The organism is Bartonella sp. 1-1C (genome assembly GCF_002810325.1).
Classification (GTDB): domain Bacteria; phylum Pseudomonadota; class Alphaproteobacteria; order Rhizobiales; family Rhizobiaceae; genus Bartonella; species Bartonella rochalimae.
Map to the genome: position 1 here is coordinate 1583730 of NZ_CP019489.1, position 16892 is coordinate 1600621.

The 16892-nt window shown below is 35.0% G+C and carries 15 protein-coding genes; 6 read left to right on the plus strand and 9 right to left on the minus strand.

Features of this window, described 5'->3' with window-relative positions:
- Positions 1-83: 83 nt before the first annotated feature.
- Positions 84-2402: an NADP-dependent malic enzyme gene (locus B11cv2_RS06995; protein ID WP_100693895.1), complete on the plus strand. Its 2319-nt coding sequence runs from the start codon at positions 84-86 to the stop codon at positions 2400-2402.
- 65 nt (positions 2403-2467) lie between these two features.
- On the opposite strand, the gene secB is transcribed toward B11cv2_RS06995, so the two are convergent.
- Both secB and B11cv2_RS07005 read right to left on the minus strand, forming a co-directional pair.
- The gene (gene secB, locus B11cv2_RS07000; RefSeq protein WP_100693896.1) at positions 2468-2944 is read right to left on the minus strand and encodes a protein-export chaperone SecB; all 477 of its coding nucleotides are present in this window, start codon (positions 2942-2944) and stop codon (positions 2468-2470) included.
- 97 nt (positions 2945-3041) lie between these two features.
- Positions 3042-3548: an FxsA family protein gene (locus B11cv2_RS07005; RefSeq protein ID WP_100693897.1), complete on the minus strand. Its 507-nt coding sequence runs from the start codon at positions 3546-3548 to the stop codon at positions 3042-3044.
- A 174-nt stretch (positions 3549-3722) separates the two neighbouring features.
- Here B11cv2_RS07005 and B11cv2_RS07010 point away from each other — a divergent pair, with 174 nt between their 5' ends.
- Both B11cv2_RS07010 and B11cv2_RS07015 read left to right on the plus strand, forming a co-directional pair.
- Positions 3723-4415, plus strand: coding sequence for a Tim44/TimA family putative adaptor protein (locus B11cv2_RS07010; RefSeq protein ID WP_100693898.1), 693 nt, complete (start codon positions 3723-3725; stop codon positions 4413-4415).
- A gap of 57 nt (positions 4416-4472) precedes the next feature.
- Entirely contained in the window at positions 4473-5063 is a 591-nt protein-coding gene (locus B11cv2_RS07015) for a Smr/MutS family protein (RefSeq protein WP_100693899.1), read from the plus strand.
- 6 nt (positions 5064-5069) lie between these two features.
- On the opposite strand, the gene B11cv2_RS07020 is transcribed toward B11cv2_RS07015, so the two are convergent.
- The 4 genes from B11cv2_RS07020 to B11cv2_RS07035 form a co-directional block, all read right to left on the minus strand.
- Complete coding sequence (locus B11cv2_RS07020) at positions 5070-5786, minus strand: Fic family protein (protein ID WP_100693900.1); 717 nt, start codon at positions 5784-5786, stop codon at positions 5070-5072.
- A gap of 439 nt (positions 5787-6225) precedes the next feature.
- Positions 6226-7224 carry an Hsp33 family molecular chaperone gene (locus B11cv2_RS07025; protein WP_100693901.1) on the minus strand — a complete coding sequence of 333 codons (999 nt, stop codon included), beginning with the start codon at positions 7222-7224 and terminating at the stop codon, positions 6226-6228.
- A gap of 24 nt (positions 7225-7248) precedes the next feature.
- Positions 7249-8190, minus strand: a complete 942-nt coding sequence (gene argF, locus B11cv2_RS07030) for an ornithine carbamoyltransferase (protein WP_100693993.1) — start codon at positions 8188-8190, stop codon at positions 7249-7251.
- A 4-nt stretch (positions 8191-8194) separates the two neighbouring features.
- Entirely contained in the window at positions 8195-9400 is a 1206-nt protein-coding gene (locus tag B11cv2_RS07035; protein WP_100693902.1) for an aspartate aminotransferase family protein, read from the minus strand.
- A 414-nt stretch (positions 9401-9814) separates the two neighbouring features.
- On the opposite strand from B11cv2_RS07035, the gene B11cv2_RS07040 reads away from it, so the two are divergent.
- Positions 9815-10348, plus strand: coding sequence for a GcrA family cell cycle regulator (locus B11cv2_RS07040; RefSeq protein ID WP_100693903.1), 534 nt, complete (start codon positions 9815-9817; stop codon positions 10346-10348).
- Positions 10349-11267: 919 nt separating this feature from the next.
- Here B11cv2_RS07040 and B11cv2_RS07050 read toward each other — a convergent pair.
- The 3 genes from B11cv2_RS07050 to ccmA are packed head-to-tail and all read right to left on the minus strand — an operon-like array spanning position 11268 to position 13377.
- Positions 11268-12044 (minus strand): heme ABC transporter permease, encoded by a 777-nt coding sequence (locus B11cv2_RS07050; RefSeq protein ID WP_100693905.1) that lies wholly within the window; start codon positions 12042-12044, stop codon positions 11268-11270.
- A gap of 45 nt (positions 12045-12089) precedes the next feature.
- Complete coding sequence (gene ccmB, locus B11cv2_RS07055) at positions 12090-12755, minus strand: heme exporter protein CcmB (protein WP_100693906.1); 666 nt, start codon at positions 12753-12755, stop codon at positions 12090-12092.
- Position 12756: 1 nt separating this feature from the next.
- Complete coding sequence (gene ccmA, locus B11cv2_RS07060) at positions 12757-13377, minus strand: heme ABC exporter ATP-binding protein CcmA (RefSeq protein WP_100693907.1); 621 nt, start codon at positions 13375-13377, stop codon at positions 12757-12759.
- Positions 13378-13664: 287 nt separating this feature from the next.
- Between ccmA and acnA the strand changes: the two genes are divergently transcribed.
- Positions 13665-16352, plus strand: coding sequence for an aconitate hydratase AcnA (acnA, locus tag B11cv2_RS07065; protein ID WP_100693908.1), 2688 nt, complete (start codon positions 13665-13667; stop codon positions 16350-16352).
- 234 nt (positions 16353-16586) lie between these two features.
- Positions 16587-16853 carry a 30S ribosomal protein S20 gene (gene rpsT, locus B11cv2_RS07070; RefSeq protein WP_078692537.1) on the plus strand — a complete coding sequence of 89 codons (267 nt, stop codon included), beginning with the start codon at positions 16587-16589 and terminating at the stop codon, positions 16851-16853.
- Positions 16854-16892 lie beyond the last annotated feature (39 nt).

Consider the following 16892-nt stretch of genomic DNA (forward strand, 5'->3'; position numbering starts at 1 on the left):
GGCATACGAATCAAATTTTTAAATTTAATCATTATATCCGTTGTTAATCAGAGTTTATGCTGTTTTTTAAGAAAGTAAATGAAATGAAAAAAAATGGACAGGATCAAACAACATATAAAAAATTTTATAGTGTACATGAGCAAGAAGCCCTTGATTTTCACAGGGGTGATCGTCCTGGTAAGCTTGAAATTGTTGCAACAAAACCTATGGCAACACAGCATGATCTAGCACTTGCTTATTCGCCTGGTGTTTCTGTTCCAGTTAAAGCAATTTCTGAAAATCCGTTAATGGCTTATGATTATACGGCAAAAGGGAATCTTGTCGCTGTTATATCAAATGGGACAGCTATTTTGGGTTTGGGTAATTTGGGTGCCTTGGCATCTAAGCCAGTGATGGAAGGAAAAGCAGTTCTTTTTAAACGCTTTTCAGATATAGATTCAATTGATTTAGAAATTGATACAAGTGATCCGGAAAGCTTTATCAATTTAGTAAGGCATTTGGAACCATCTTTTGGTGGTATTAATCTTGAAGATATTAAAGCGCCTGATTGTTTTATTATTGAGAGTCGTCTACGCGAACTTATGAATATTCCTGTTTTTCATGATGATCAACACGGTACAGCAATTATTGTGGCTGCCGGTGTAATAAATGCTTTGCATTTAACAGGGCGTACTATGCAAGATACACGATTAGTCTGTAATGGCGCAGGTTCTGCAGGAATTGCTTGTATTGAACTCATTAAGGCAATGGGCTTTCGATCTGAAAATATTTTGTTGTGTGATACAAAAGGTGTTGTCTATGAAGGTCGTGAAGAGGGAATGAATCAGTGGAAAGCTGCTCATGCCACTAAAACAGATAAACGCACGCTTTCTGAAGCGATGGAAGATGCTGATATGTTTTTTGGTGTTTCGGCAAAAGGTGCACTAACTGCTGAGATGGTAAAATCAATGGCCCCACAACCGATTATTTTTGCTATGGCTAATCCTGATCCAGAAATTACACCCGAAGAAGTATCAGAAATACGTGATGATGCTATTATAGCAACAGGTCGATCAGATTATCCTAATCAAATTAATAATGTTCTTTGTTTTCCGTATATATTTCGTGGTGCTCTTGATGTTCGTGCAACGGTTATTAATGAAAGTATGAAAATTGCTGCAGCGAAAGCTATTGCAAAATTAGCTCATGAGGAAGTTCCTGATGGTGTCGTAGAAGCTTATCACGGAAACCGTCTGAAATTTGGGTCCAATTATATTATTCCAGTTCCATTTGATCCACGTTTACTGACAGTTGTTTCAATCGCGGTTGCAAAAGCAGCAATGGAAAGCGGTGTTGCTAGAAAGCATATTCATGATTTGAAAGCGTATGAACGTGACTTGAATGCTCGACGTGATCCCATTGCATCCACGATGCGTGGTGTTTATGATTATGTTTGTCAAGCACCAAAGAAAATTGTTTTTGCAGAAGGGGAAGAAGAATCGGTCATGCGAGCGGCTGTATCTTACGTTCACCAAAAATTAGGGAAAGCAATTTTAATTGGTCGTGAGAAACAAATTAAAGATACTGCTGCTGTCGCAGGAATTGATCTTGAGCGTGAAGGAATTTCTATTCTGAATGCAAAGCTATCTTGTCGTACAGATGCTTATGCTCAATATCTGTATAAAAAGATGCAGCGTCAAGGTTGGCTGTTGCGTGATTGTCATCGTTTTATCAATAATGATCGTAATTATTTTTCTGCTTGTATGTTAGCTTCGGGTGATGCTGATGCAATGATTACAGGAGTAACACGCAATTATGAAACGGCCTTGGTAGATATACGACGAGTGATTAATGAAAAACCACAGGAACGATTAATTGGTATTTCAATAGCTATTTGTCGCGGACGCACTGTGTTTATTGCTGATACAGCTGTTTATGAGCATCCTAATGCTAAGGAACTTGCTGATATTGCTGAACAAACAGCTTTTTTTGTGCGTGAATTTGGATATCAACCACGGGTAGCATTTTTGGCATTTTCTACTTTTGGTCATATAAAGGGTCAAGTTACGCAAGATATTCAGAGAGCTGTTGATATTTTACATGAACGTAAAGTTGACTTTGAATTTGATGGAGAAATGAGTGCCGATGTAGCTCTTAATTCGAAATTGATGCAACAATATCCTTTTATGAGATTAAAAGAACCGGCTAATATTTTAGTAATGCCTGGATATCATTCATCTTCAATTTCGAGCAAAATGTTACAAGAACTTGGTGAAGCAACCATTATTGGTCCCATTTTAATTGGATTGGAAAAATCTGTACAAATTGTACCGTTTAGTGGATGTGATACAGATATCGTTAATATTGCAACTTTGGCTGCTTATCATGCAGAAAAAATTGCTCAAAAAAATAAAAGCCTTTGATATTTCAAGGGCTTTTATAATGAAAGAAATAAAAATAAATTTTATGTAATGTTACAAGCTAATTTTTAAGATGATTGCGTTTGATTATTTTTTTGTTCTTCGGCAACTCGTTTTTGGAACATTGTTGCAAAATCAATCGGATCAATCCACAAGGGAGGAAAACCGCCATTTTGTGTAGCATCAGATATAATTTGCCGAGCAAAAGGAAATAAAAGACGTGGACATTCAATAAAAACAAGCGGCATTACATGCTCTTGTGGAATATTTTTAATGTGGAAAATACCGCCATAAATCAGCTCTACGTGAAATAGCATTTCGGTATCATCTTTAGTTTTAACTGAAAGGGATAGTACAACATCATAATTATCATCACCAATTGGATTGGCGTTGACATTAATGTTAACATCAATTTGTGGCGCTTTTTCCCGTGGGCGTAATGAACGAGGTGCGTGCGGATTTTCAAACGAAAAATCTTTTAAATATTGGGTCAAAACAGCAAATACTGGCGCTCCACTATTATTATGTATTTCACCTTCGGCCATACTAAAAACCTTTCATTATAATACACATATTCCTATTGTAAGTTAAAAAGAAGTTACCATGACTTGCAAAGGGTTGCAAGAAATGCTCTCTTTATCTTTAATTATTTTTTGTATTTTGGTTATTATCGTTATTTTTGTACCAAGGAGATTTTTCGATATTATAGCTCTGATAATCTTCTGGGTTAAGTTCAATTATTTTTTCAGATTTGTTTTGTGCGTTAGAATTTGTTTTATTAATAAGGGATAAAAAAAGATTCCAGATAAAAACACGAATTGGTTTTATAAGGAGTAATATTCCACAAATATCGCTTATAAAACCTGGAAGAGTAAGAAAAACGGCACCAAGAATAATAAGCGCATCATTAGCTATGTAATGTTCTAGTGTCTGTCCCTGAAGGAGTTTACTTTGTATATTTTTTATAAGACTTATACCTTTCATACGCAATAAAACAATTCCACTCATCATTGTTAAAAGAATTAAGCTCAAAGTTGCTAGAATTCCAATTTCTTTTCCAACGATAATAAAGCCAGCGATTTCAAAAAAGAGAGCGCTGAGAACTATAATTAAAAAAAATCGAGACTTTATATAATAAACTTTTTTCAAATGAAGATATCCTTCTCAAGTTTTTTTAAAGAAAATTGTATTATTATTTTCTCAATTTAAATTGGGGAGTCATAAACATTATTTAAATAATAGATTTACTTATTTTACATGTTTATTGATAAATGATATTGACTGCAATGATAATCATTTAATGCTGGGAGATTGACAACACTTATGGAATTTGACATTGTACTAATAATAGCTCTTATTGTAGTAATTGTGGTTTTTGTGCAACTACGGAATGTACTAGGAAAACGGGTTGGTTTTGAAAAGCCTCCCTTTGATTCTTATTCAGGGTATACTAAAAAGCCAATTGAAGTAGAAAAAAACGATAAGATTGTTTCCTTACCTGACCAATCTTCTTCACAAAAGGGCGATTTTAGCGAAATTGATGCCATTGCACCAGAAGGAAGCAAATTAAATAGTGGTTTGCGTTCTATTCGTCAGTTTGATCCTTCTTTTTCTCCTCAATTTTTTGTGAATGGTGTTCAAATTGTCTACGAAATAATTATGACAGCTTTTGCGCAAGGTGATCGCAATCGGCTGAAAGAACATCTTTCATCGGATGTTTTTGAAAGTTTTTGTGAGGCTATTGAATTACGCGAAAAAAATAATGAAAGGATTCAATTTACTTTTGTGGGGATTAGTAAGATTGAATTTATTGCAGCAGAAATGCAAAAAGAAGAAGCGTTGTTAACAGTACGTATTATTAGTGAAATGATTTCTGCGACTTATAATGAACAAGAAGAATGCATAGAAGGTAATCCTGAAGCTATTATAGAAATTAGAGATATCTGGACTTTCATTCGCAATATTACATCTAAAAATCCAAATTGGAAACTTTTTGCAACGGAAGATGAAAATTAAAATTATTATTGGTTTATGGAAGAATTTTCATAAAATTACGCGAAATTAAAGAGTTTAATGACTAAGGATAAAAGAAAAACAAATCTATTGGTTTCTCAAGACTATTTTTTATGGGAGCAGGTTTGTCGTACGACAGTTCCACTTTGTAACCGGTTGAATTTTCTTATGCAAGGAAATGTTGAAAATACAAAAAATAAAAAACTACAAGCTCTACAAATTTTTCCACTTTTTCAAGAAAGCCAACAGAGACAGAAGCCAACGATAGTTAAAGAGAAAAAGAAAGAAATAATTAAAGCAAAGAAAATGCAGTGTTTTGATCATACCATGCATCGTAAAATTGCAAAAGGTCTTTGTCGTATAGAAGCATGTATTGACCTTCATGGTTTGATACAAGATAAAGCGTACCGTTGTTTAAAAGAATTCTTACAGTCATCTCATCATTGCGGATTACGCTATGTTCTAGTGATAACAGGAAAAGGTCATTCACACGGAAGCAATGGTGTTTTGTGCCAATATGTCCCTTATTGGTTATCAACACCTGTTTTTCAATATTACGTCCAAGCTTTTGAGCAAGCAGCTTATAAGCATGGAGGCAGTGGCGCTCTTTATATTCAGTTACGTCGTTTTCTGCAAAGAGAAAAAATATAAGCCTATTTAGCGCATGTGTGGAGGAGCATTGTATCCTAAGTGTTTTAACTTTCGTTTATCCGAAGTAATACGTGGTTTCCACTTTGGATAAGTGGTTTTTGTGAATATAGAATTCATAGGCTTTAAGTCGTTATCTCGTAGTGCATTAATAGAAGCATTTAGCATGTCATTTTCTGTTATCATTGAAAAATCGAATGTATAACCTGCATTTTCGGCAAGTCTTTGAAAGAAAAAACGTTGTGTGTGTCCATTCCCTTTTCTAAAAGGACGTATATAGTTGAGAAAGGAAAACATGTTTGCTGCTTCAAGAGAAAATTTTTTGCGTGACAAACCTTTCAAATTGTTCTTTTCAGCGAGCATTTTGTCAAATTCTTTAAGACCTGTCTGAATTTCTTCACCAATTGCGAAATAAGTATTCGAAAGTACTTTTTTAACTTCTGGTTGGCAGGCAACTGTTCCATCGAGAAACATAAATGGAACATCACGAGTACATCCAGCCCATTCAAACGTTTTTTGATACATACACATATGAATATATTTTAAATAAGAGGAATCAAATTGTTTTGGCAGAGGCTCGTGGTATAAATTAATGATTGCTTGTACCACATGATGTATACATATCATCTTAAGTGTTATATAGCTTTTTACTTTATATTTATTCTTTGGCGTGAAACTGCATTCATAATTATAGTTACGAAACGATACTAAACTGTCTTTTGTCATTTGTTGCACTTTTTTTGAATTATGTAAGATAAAATTACCTTTATGAGGATTAAATTCCTCTAATGAATAACTTTCTTTCTTAAATTTTTACGAATAAACACATTCATATTTTAAAAATTTTAAGCTTAACAATTTTAGAAAAGAAACAATCTTATTTAGTCAATATTAAATCTGTAATTAGAGTTATTGTCATCCACTTTTATAGTACAATATTCATAAAAATTCTACGAAAAAAGTTTTTAAATTTTATAATCAATGATTAGAATCTTAAATCTCTACCTCAATAAAATATTTCGAACTTCAAGAAGATAATAGATATATATAGATCAATATCTTATGTGCAATAAAATTTATAATAAGTTTGTAATTTTTAACATAAGATTTTAAAATAGAAAGAAAAATTCGTCTGTTACAAAAATAATTATTTTATGCTTTATATTTAAAAAAGTTCTTCTGGTTTGAAATAATAAACCGTTGAACAAAATTCACAGGTAACAGAAGTTTGTTGATTTTCTATTGTTTGAGTACGTTCTTCAACAGAAAAGCTTTCTAATATTTCTTTAATTTTTTTTCGTGAGCAAGAACACCGATTTGTTATAGGAAAGGTTTGAAAAACTTTTACACTTCGTTCGTGAAAAAGGCGGAAAAGTAATCGTTTAATACCAACCTGAGGATCTGTAAGTTCTGCACTGTCAATAGTTGCGGTAAGAGCTTTTACTTCCTGCCATTGGTTTTCGAGTTGGATACAGTTTTTTGTTTCGTCTAATTTTGTATTTTTCTGGCATGGTGTATGATAAGGAGAAGCTTTGGGTAAGAGTTGAGTCAAAAGTCCTCCTGCTATCCAGTTTTTTTGTGTTTTGTTCTGTTGATTATGGTTAATTAAGGTAGCAACTGCCAAACGGATATCAGTAGGTATTTGTTCTGATTGGTTAAAATAAGTACGAGCAGCTTCTTGAAGATTTGAGCCGTCTAAGGTGACGATTCCTTGATAGCGTTGTGTATAAGAGCTTTGATCAATAGTGAAAGCCAAAGTCCCTTTTCCAAGAAGCATTTCTGAAGATGTTTTACCATTCGCTATAGCTTGGTTTAATTTTTCTTTATCAAAACGAGCGTAACCACGTAAATTTGAGGGAGGAACAAAATCACATACTAACATATTGACTGGTCCTTCAGAATGAGTTTGTAAAATAAATTTTCCTTCAAATTTCAATGATGTTCCAAGTAAAACAGTTGTAACTAAAGCTTCTGCTAGAAGATAAGAAACAGGATCAGGATATTGATGCTTTGTGAGAATGGAATTTAGGCTTTCTCCAAGTTTTACACCGCGTCCACGAATATCTAGTTCTTCGACTTGAAACGGAATAACTGTATCATCTTCATTCTGATTAAAATTGTTTAAATAGATTTGATCTTTAGATTTTTTGTATTCGTTGTTCATATTTTTGCTTTTTAATAGTTTATTTCATAAATTATTGGGTTGAAGAAATGCATCTTGTAAACACCAGGAAAGGATTGCTTTTTGAGCATGCAAGCGATTTTCAGCTTCATCAAAAACAACAGAATGTGGTCCGTCGATTACAGCGTCTACAACTTCTTCACCACGATGAGCAGGGAGGCAGTGCATGAAAAGAGCATCAGGTTTGGCAAATGCCATTAAAGCTTCATTGACTTGATAAGGTTGAAAAATGGAATAATTTTTGGCATGAAACTCTTGTCCCATAGAAACCCATGTGTCAGTAATAATACAATCAACGTTCTCAGCGGCTTTTTGAGGATTGTGAGTGAGCATAATATGTGCTCCTCGTTCCCGTGCCCAGTTTATATATTTTTCTTGGGGTTCACTTCCTTGCGGTGTAGCAATATGCAGATGAAAATTGAAAAGAGCTGTTGCTTCGATTAAAGAATGAAGAACATTGTTGCCGTCTCCCATCCAAGCAAATGTTTTGCCAGCAATAGTGCCACGGTGTTCTTCATAGGTAAGGATATCTGCTAAAATTTGGCAAGGATGTGTATCATCTGTAAGAGCGTTAATGACAGGAATTTGTGCATATTGCGCTAATTCAAGCATCCGGTGATGTGCTGTGGTTCGTATTATTATGGCTTCTACAAAGCGTGATAATACACGTGCTGTATCCGCAATTGTTTCACTATGACCAAGCTGCATTTCAGATCCCGTTAGCATGATTGTTTCTCCACCAAGCTGACGCATACCAAGATCAAATGAAACTCGGGTTCGTGTAGAAGGCTTTTCAAAAATCATTGCTAGTGTTTTACCAGCAAAAGGTTTTAAATTTTCTCCTGATTTAAAAGCAGCTTTGAGGGTTTTTGCATAATCGATAAGAGCACGTGCTCTTTGTGGAGTTAGAATAGATATATCGGTAAAGTGGCGAAGGGTATGTGTCATAATATTATATTTGTCTTTTTTTATTTGTTTGCGAAAGATAAGCAATAGCTTTTTCAATGCGATGCAAACCTTCATATATTTCTTCTTCATTGATTATGAGAGGAGGCAAAAAGCGAACAATATTATGACCCGCTCCAACACTGAGAATATGTTCATTATCGAGTGCAGTGATGACTTCATTGTGAGGGATGATACATTGCATACCCATCATAAGGCCTGTACCTTGAATTTTACAGATAATATCAGGATAAATGTTTAAAATGTTTAAAAGTCCCTGTTTTAGTTTATTGCCCATATGTTGTACATGATTAAGAAAACCTGGTTCTAAAAGTGTATCAAGAACACTATTGCTTATAGCTATGCCAAGGAGATTACCTCCAAAGGTTGTACCATGGGTTCCTGGTGTCATGGCTTTTGCCGCTTTTTCTGTTGCAAGACAAGCTCCTAACGGAAAACCGCCACCCAGCCCCTTAGCAAGAGTGAGGATATCTGGTACGATATCATACCATTCATATGCAAAAAGTTTTCCTGTACGTCCGATTCCGGTTTGAACTTCATCTAAAATCAATAATAATTGATTTTCATCGCATAATTTACGTAGCATTTTTAAAGTTCCGTAAGGAACTGTCCGCAATCCCCCTTCTCCTTGAATCGGTTCAATAAGGATAGCTGCAGTATTCTTATTGATAGCATGACGTAAAGCTTTTTCATCATCAAAGGGTACTTGAATAAAACCACAGACTTTTGGGCCAAAACCTTCAAGATATTTTTTTTGTCCACTAGCAGCAATCGTTGCAAGTGTACGGCCATGAAATGCACCTTCAAAAGTAATGATTTCGAATCGTTGTGGTTGACCCAATGTATAATGATAGCGACGAGCAGTTTTGAATGCACATTCTAATGCTTCAGCACCAGAATTGCAGAAAAAAACTTTATCAGCAAAACTGTTGGCACAAAGACGTGCAGCAAGTGCTTCTTGTTCAGGTGATTCAAAAAGATTAGAAACATGCCAAAGTTTTTCAGCTTGTGTTTTAAGGGTATCAATAAGCTTTGGGTGTGTATGTCCTAAAACATTGACAGCAATGCCAGATGTGAAATCAAGATATTTTTCTCCTTTATCAGAGATAAGCCATAAGCCCTTTCCTTGTGTAAAATGTAAGTGACGTCGAACAAAAGTATTATAAAGTGATTGTGTATAGATGGTATTCATCATTATACTCTTGATTGTTTAAATGCTGTAATACGACATTTGAAAACTATGATCTATTTGTTTACACATTAATAGTCTGCTTCATTATAATGAACTATCGTGCTAATTAATAAAAAATCAATTAAGGTTTCGAAAATGTACCTTTCTATGAAAAAGTTAGAGTTAAAATTTTTTTTTACGATTTGTTTGTAAGTTGGGGAAAACATTTTAAAAGAACGTTATTAAAATATAATAACTCTTGTCATAGAGTTAGTGCATATTATAGTTTGAGTAAATAAACAAAATTGGATTTCTATTTGTAAATTCTGCGATTGGTTAGATTCAAGGGTTTTTTATTGGGCTGTTTGAATATTTAAGATATTCAAAGATACAGTTGAAAGCCTTTCTGTGAGATAATTGGAATGAGGTTCTAGTATGGGTTGGACATGTGAGCGCGTTGAACTTCTTAAGAAGCTTTGGAGTGAGGGGCTGAGTGCAAGTCAAATTGCAGTTCAGTTGGGTGGGGTCAGCAGAAATGCTGTGATTGGTAAGGTACATCGGCTGAAATTACCAGGACGCGGTAAAACAACACAAGTAGTATCACGTACACAAAAAGTATTAACAGGCGTTAATTCATCAACGTCGCGGATACGTCGTACAACATCATCAATGTTACAAGACAATTGCTCTTCTGACGATTTTAAAGCTACAAATTTAAGACAAGAGCTTGTCATGGAGAACGTAACAGAAGAAAACATACCTGAAAAATCAAATGTAGTTGTACCTATGTCACGTAATCTTAATCTTTTACAATTGAATGAAAACACGTGTAGATGGCCCGTTGGAGATCCTCTATCATCAAATTTTCATTTCTGTGGTGCAGATTCTAGCGAAAGTAGTCCTTATTGTGATTTTCACGCTAAAATAGCATTTCAGCCAGTATCAGAAAGACGAAGAATAAGAATATGATACGAGTAAATAGCCAAATTTTGCTTTATGATTTAAGCTATATTAATTATTTTGTTACGAAAGCGGCTATTCTTTAACACTAAGTTTAAAAAAGAAAATATGTTAAAGATACAATCTTAGCTATAGGAGATATTTTCTTTTATGAAATTGAGGTAGTAGTTAAAAGTTAAAATTTTCACCCAATTTCGTATGTTCTAGGTTTACTATGGAAACATTGCCTTAATATGAATGTGGAATGAGTTTTTTGTAGTTATGTAGCTTCTTCGATTTTTAGTAATCCATGTATACTCCAGTTAATAACTGTAAGATATGAAGTATTAAAACTAATTAATTTAAAACTATTGCTAAAATTAGTTAAAAAATGTTGGGCATTATTTTAGTCATCATAATGAATTCCGATAAGTTTAAAACGTTGATCTTTTGCGATTTCTTTAAGAATTGAATATTCTGTGCGATAAGGTAAGCTACTAAGGCCCTCATTTTTAACGTGTACTGAGTTTAAATAATCTTTACTATTTAACAAAGGAAGCTGGGTCTGAAGAATAATTTTTCCAACTAATACGTTTGAGATGAAAAAAATGTCATGGGAATTTTTGCTTTCTATAGAGTTAAAGGAGAATATAGTCAGAAGAAAAAATGGATACAAAGATTTCAATAAAACAGGCTAAAGTATTCTTTAGTTAGTTCTGAGAAGGATGATTTTCATTGTATTGTTTTTTCCAAATTTTTTCTTTTATTTGAAGTTGTTTCAGAATTTTTTTTTGGCGTATCCTTTTATGAAGGATACATCCAATAAAACAAAATAGAACACTTGCAGAAAGTATATAACTTAAAGCAACAGTTTGCTCATGGTGTAGGGTTCCAAGGAAAAAATCAATTCGCTGGATAAAATTTCCAAAAGCTTCATTTTGAGTGTTACTTAATTGGAGCATGACGAAGAGTCCTGATGTTGAGCATGATGAGCTGCTTTAATTTGAAGTGTTTTAATATAGCGGTGGGTAATTTCATTTTGCATAGCTATTAGATGCAATACAATAAACATGAAGGTAAAACAAAACATCATCGTTATGAGAGGCCATAACATAGCACGATCAATGGTTGTACCGTCTGCGCGTAAAAGTGATGCTGGTTGATGGAGTGTATTCCACCAGTTTACAGAGAATTTGATAATAGGAATATTAACTAATCCAACTAATGTTAAAATTGCTGTAGCATGTGCAGCTTTGATTTGATTATCAAAAGAATAAGCAAGAGTAATAATGGCAAGGTAGATAAAAAACAAAATTAAAACCGATGTTAATCTAGCATCCCATACCCACCACGTTCCCCACGTAGAACGTCCCCAAAGTGCTCCTGTTATAAGTGCTAAAGCTGTAAAGATAGTCCCAATGGATGCACCACATTTTAGTGCTATGTCAGCGAGACGATAGCTCCAGATCAGACTTCCTAATGCAGCAGCGCTCATTATAATGTAACAAAAGGTAGATAACCAAGCAAATGGAACATGAATATACATAATTTTGACAGTAACACCTTGTTGATAATCATCAGGGGAATACACAACCAAGACAAGACCTAAGATAAGAAGAAATAATGTTATGCTAGCTAACCAAGGTAAAGCGGCACTACTTATTTCCATGAAGCGAGTTGGATTTGCGAGGGAAATTTTCATTTTTTTTTGCGATAATTTATTCATAAATTTATAATAGGCAGATTTTTGCTTGGGAGCAATTATCTTTTATTATTCTGATAAGTATTTGAGTGTTATAGCTGTTACAAAAGAACTAAAAAGACCAAAAAAGAGTGAAAAAGCAGACAGAAAAGCTAGAGCAGGGAGGAAAAAAACTTTTGATGTTATTGGAGCTGTAGCAGCTGTAACACCAAAAATTATAATTGGAATTGTCCATGGCAAAATAATAATAAAGATGAGCATTGTGCTATGAGATAATGATGTTGCTAAAGCTGCTCCAATTGCACCAATGAAAATGAAAGCAGGCGTTCCACATAAAAGGGTTAGAATTGTTGTAAAGGTTATTAGAGTATCTAAATGAAGCATAAATGCTGCGATAGGGGTAATAAAAATAAGGGGAAGCATAGTTCCTGCCCAATGCGCAAGACATTTGGTGAAAACAATCAATGTTAAACTTTTTCTTTGGCTACAAAGAATAAGTTGATCAAGATTTCCATCATCGCAGTCAGTTTGAAAAAGTTTATTAAGATTGAGTAGTCCTGCTAGAAGAGCACTTAGCCATAATATACCTGGACCTATTCGTGTAAGAGTATTTGAATCTGTTCCGAGAGTAAAGGGAGTTATAATAATGATGGCGATAAAAAATAAAGGTCCTGTTAATAAAGAAGTTTGTGATACTAAAGTTAATTTAAGGTCGCGCCAAAATAGTGCTTTCATTTTATTTTTTCCTAAGGGGATAAAAATGCTCTAAGGCAATGACGTGGTGTTCTTTTAGGCCAAGAGAAATATGAGTTGCTGCAATAATCATCCCTCCTTGATTAAGATGACGTTGTAACAATGTCGCAAAAATCGCTTGAGCATGGTGATCAAGTCCAGATATTGGTTCGTCTAGAACCCAAATAGGGCGATAAGAGAGCAGTAGGCGAGCGATGGCTACACATCTTTTTTGTCCAGTTGATAGAATATTGAAAGGTAAATGTGCGAGGTCAGAAAGACCAATATCTGTAAGAGCATCATGGGGATGGTAGAAATGTTGTCCATAAAATTTAGCCCAAAATTTTAGATTATCAATAACAGATAAGCAGGATTTCATAGCGTTTTGAGTGCTGAGATAATGACATGCGATTGTCAGGGGATATATTTTCCCCTTGTCTTCTAACTTTAAATCACCTTCAGTAGCTTTGAAAAGACCGACAATGATTCGCAATAATGTAGATTTTCCAATACCATTCGGGCCTGTAATTGTCATGAGTTGTTGTGTGGATAAACAAAAAGAAAGACCTTGAAATAAAGTTTTTTCATTTCTATGTGCCGTTAGATTTTTACCCGATAACATCATAATAATAACCTGTTATTCTATTATTTTTTAATTTTTATTGCATAATAAAGTAAAAAACACGTTTTTTTATGAAATTGTACCTAGAATAGTTCTAGAAATAGTTTTATAAGGCACATATTACGCCAGCAGTCGGTTTGAGACGGGTTTGTGGTCTGAATTTACCGATCAAGCGCGGGGAATGAATAGCGGACATGATGTACCCGCATTCAAGCTGCAATCTTGACCTGCAGTTTGTGTTGTTCGTTCTGAGGAATGGGGTGGTTTGTAGTACTTAAGGGTGAACAGTCATGTCTCAAATTGATAGTTTTAATTGTCGCAGAATTTTAAGTGTTGATGGTAAAGAATATATTTATTACAGCCTGATTGAAGCAGAAAAGAATGGGCTTGAAGGGATTTCCCATTTACCATTTTCGATGAAAGTTCTTCTTGAAAATTTGTTGCGGTTTGAAGATGGTCGCATAGTCAAGAAAGAAGATATCCTAAATGCTGCTCAGTGGTTAAGTGATAAAGGGCGTTCTGGTGTGGAAATTGCTTATCGCCCTGCACGCGTTCTCATGCAAGATTTTACAGGCGTTCCTGCTGTTGTTGATCTTTCTGCTATGCGAGATGCTATGGATAAGCTTGGGGGGGATGCTGAAAAAATCAATCCACTTATTCCTGTAGATCTTGTCATTGATCACTCAATTATTGTTGATGATTTTGGTAATTCAGGGGCATTTAAGAAAAATGTCGAATATGAATATGAACGCAATAGTGAGCGCTATCGTTTTTTGAAGTGGGGACAGCGAGCATTTAAAAATTTTCGTGTTGTTCCTCCTGGAACAGGGATTTGCCATCAGGTGAATCTAGAATATTTAGCACAATGCGTATGGATAAGAGGTGATAGTAGTTGTCAGACAGTTTATCCTGATACATGTGTAGGAACTGATTCTCATACAACTATGATTAATGGTTTGGGTGTTTTGGGTTGGGGTGTTGGTGGTATTGAAGCAGAAGCGGCAATGTTAGGGCAGCCGGTTTCAATGTTGCTACCTGAAGTGATTGGTTTTCGTTTAACGGGCAAACTTAAAGAAGGAGTGACAGCGACTGATTTAGTGCTTCTAATTACGCAAATGTTACGCAAAAAAGGTGTTGTTGGTAAATTTGTTGAATTTTTTGGTCCTGGACTAAAATATATGACACTTTCTGATCGTGCCACGATTGCAAATATGGCACCAGAATATGGTGCAACTTGCGGTTTTTTTCCAATCGATAAAGAAACAATCCGTTATCTTAATATGACAGGGCGTGATGAAAGCCGTATTGCTTTGGTGGAGACTTATTCTAAGGCGCAAGGAATGTGGCATGATGAGAAGGTTGGGGATCCTACCTTTAGTGATACAATTGAATTGGATATGGGGGATGTTGTATCTTCTATGGCTGGTCCCAAGCGTCCAGAAGGGCGTATTTCCTTAGAAAATGTTGGACAAGGTTTTGAGCAAGCACTGGTTGATGATTATAAGAAAATCAGTAAGCAAAATGATCGTTATAAGGTTGAAGATAAAGATTATGACATTGGTCATGGAGATGTTGTGATTGCCGCCATTACCTCTTGTACGAATACATCAAATCCAAGCGTTCTTATTGCCGCTGGTCTTTTAGCGCGTAATGCTGTAGCGAAAGGTCTCAGGAGTAAACCATGGGTTAAAACTTCTCTTGCGCCCGGATCTCAGGTGGTTGAAGCTTACCTTCTTGATTCAGGTCTTCAAAGAGATTTAGATGTTTTAGGATTTAATTTAGTAGGATTTGGGTGTACGACATGTATTGGGAACTCTGGTCCTTTGTCACCAGCTATTTCTAAAGTCATTAATGATAATGGTTTAATTACTGCAGCAGTTCTGTCAGGAAATCGTAACTTTGAAGGACGTGTATCACCTGATGTGCAAGCAAATTATTTAGCATCACCTCCGTTGGTTGTTGCGCATGCGCTAGTAGGAACGGTGCGTAAAGATTTAACGAAGGAGCCTCTTGGTATAGGCCTAGATAGTCAACCTGTTTACTTAAAAGATATTTGGCCGACTTCTGAGGAAATACAGGAATTTATTGAACAAAATGTTACTCGTAGGATTTTTATTGAGAAATATAGAGATGTATTTAAGGGAGATGAAAATTGGCAGAAAGTTCAAGTTCCAGCTGGTGTTACTTACTCTTGGGATGATCAGTCAACTTATGTGCGGAATCCTCCTTACTTCGATAACATGCTTAAAATTCCTAGTACACTCGCAGATATTAAAAATGCGAGGATTTTGGGTTTATTTGGTGATAAGATTACGACTGATCATATTTCTCCTGCCGGTTCTATTAAGGTTGATTCGCCTGCAGGAAAATATTTGATTGATCATGGTGTTAAAATAGCTGATTTTAATCAGTATGGAACACGTCGTGGAAATCATGAAGTTATGATGCGTGGGACCTTTGCAAATATCCGAATTCGTAATTTTATTCTTGGAGAAAATGGTCGTGAGGGAGGCTATACAGTTCATTATCCGTCAAAACAAGAAGGATCTATTTACGATGTAGCAATGACATATAAACAAGAGGGAGTTCCCCTTGTTGTTTTTGCTGGTATTGAATATGGTAATGGATCGTCTCGAGATTGGGCAGCTAAAGGCGCTTATCTTCTTGGTGTAAAAGCGGTAATTGCTCAATCTTTTGAGCGTATTCATCGATCTAATCTTGTTGGGATGGGAATTGTTCCTTTTATCTTTGAAGCAGGTACAAGTTGGCAATCGTTAGGATTAAAGGGTAGTGAGAAAGTAACCATTGAAGGAATCAATGATTTGCAACCTCGTCAGAAGATAACAGCTACAATAACTTTTATTGATGGCACAGAGAAGAAAGTGCGATTATTATGTCGTATTGATACTGAAGACGAATTAGATTATTTACGTCATGGTGGTATTTTGCAATATGTTTTACGTAATTTGGCAGTTTAAACAATGTAAGCAATAGAAACCCAATTTACTTGTTATTGGGATATATATTTATAAAGTAGTTGATTGAGGAAATGCTTCGCTAATTTTATACTTATTTAAAAAATTAATTGACGTTAGCTTGAATGTTAAGTTATAAGTTTATAGCTAATGAATAGCTGTGTAGCTTGGAATTGTTTGTCTCAGTATCAACAGAGTTTAAACTGTTTGTGCTGATCAGTTAAGAGAGATATGTTTATGGCAAATACACCTTCAGCTAAAAAGGCTGTCCGTAAGATCGCGATGCGTACGCAGTTCAACAAGGCTCGTCGTTCGCGTGTTCGCACTTTTATTCGTAAATTGGATGATGCTTTAGCTTGTGGTGATAAAGCATTGGCTGAGGTGGCATTTAAGAATTTTGAGCCTGAAATTATGCGTGCGGTTTCTAAAGGGGTTTTTCATAAAAATACTGCTGCCCGAAAAGTTTCGCGTCTGGCTAAACGTTTAAAAGCTCTTAAAGCTTAATTTTACTATATTTATATAATTAAACTTCGCTCATTAACC

What these genes read in the sequence shown, in the direction of transcription:
- B11cv2_RS06995 (WP_100693895.1), top strand. Translation starts at nt 84, where the DNA reads ATGAAAAAAAATGGACAGGATCAAACAACATATAAAAAATTTTATAGT.
- B11cv2_RS07010 (WP_100693898.1), top strand. Translation starts at nt 3,723, where the DNA reads ATGGAATTTGACATTGTACTAATAATAGCTCTTATTGTAGTAATTGTG.
- acnA (WP_100693908.1), top strand. Translation starts at nt 13,665, where the DNA reads ATGTCTCAAATTGATAGTTTTAATTGTCGCAGAATTTTAAGTGTTGAT.
- B11cv2_RS07015 (WP_100693899.1), top strand. Translation starts at nt 4,473, where the DNA reads ATGACTAAGGATAAAAGAAAAACAAATCTATTGGTTTCTCAAGACTAT.
- secB (WP_100693896.1), bottom strand. Translation starts at nt 2,944, where the DNA reads ATGGCCGAAGGTGAAATACATAATAATAGTGGAGCGCCAGTATTTGCT.
- B11cv2_RS07035 (WP_100693902.1), bottom strand. Translation starts at nt 9,400, where the DNA reads ATGAATACCATCTATACACAATCACTTTATAATACTTTTGTTCGACGT.
- B11cv2_RS07040 (WP_100693903.1), top strand. Translation starts at nt 9,815, where the DNA reads ATGGGTTGGACATGTGAGCGCGTTGAACTTCTTAAGAAGCTTTGGAGT.
- B11cv2_RS07025 (WP_100693901.1), bottom strand. Translation starts at nt 7,224, where the DNA reads ATGAACAACGAATACAAAAAATCTAAAGATCAAATCTATTTAAACAAT.
- ccmA (WP_100693907.1), bottom strand. Translation starts at nt 13,377, where the DNA reads ATGATGTTATCGGGTAAAAATCTAACGGCACATAGAAATGAAAAAACT.
- argF (WP_100693993.1), bottom strand. Translation starts at nt 8,190, where the DNA reads ATGACACATACCCTTCGCCACTTTACCGATATATCTATTCTAACTCCA.
- B11cv2_RS07050 (WP_100693905.1), bottom strand. Translation starts at nt 12,044, where the DNA reads ATGAATAAATTATCGCAAAAAAAAATGAAAATTTCCCTCGCAAATCCA.
- rpsT (WP_078692537.1), top strand. Translation starts at nt 16,587, where the DNA reads ATGGCAAATACACCTTCAGCTAAAAAGGCTGTCCGTAAGATCGCGATG.
- B11cv2_RS07020 (WP_100693900.1), bottom strand. Translation starts at nt 5,786, where the DNA reads ATGACAAAAGACAGTTTAGTATCGTTTCGTAACTATAATTATGAATGC.
- ccmB (WP_100693906.1), bottom strand. Translation starts at nt 12,755, where the DNA reads ATGAAAGCACTATTTTGGCGCGACCTTAAATTAACTTTAGTATCACAA.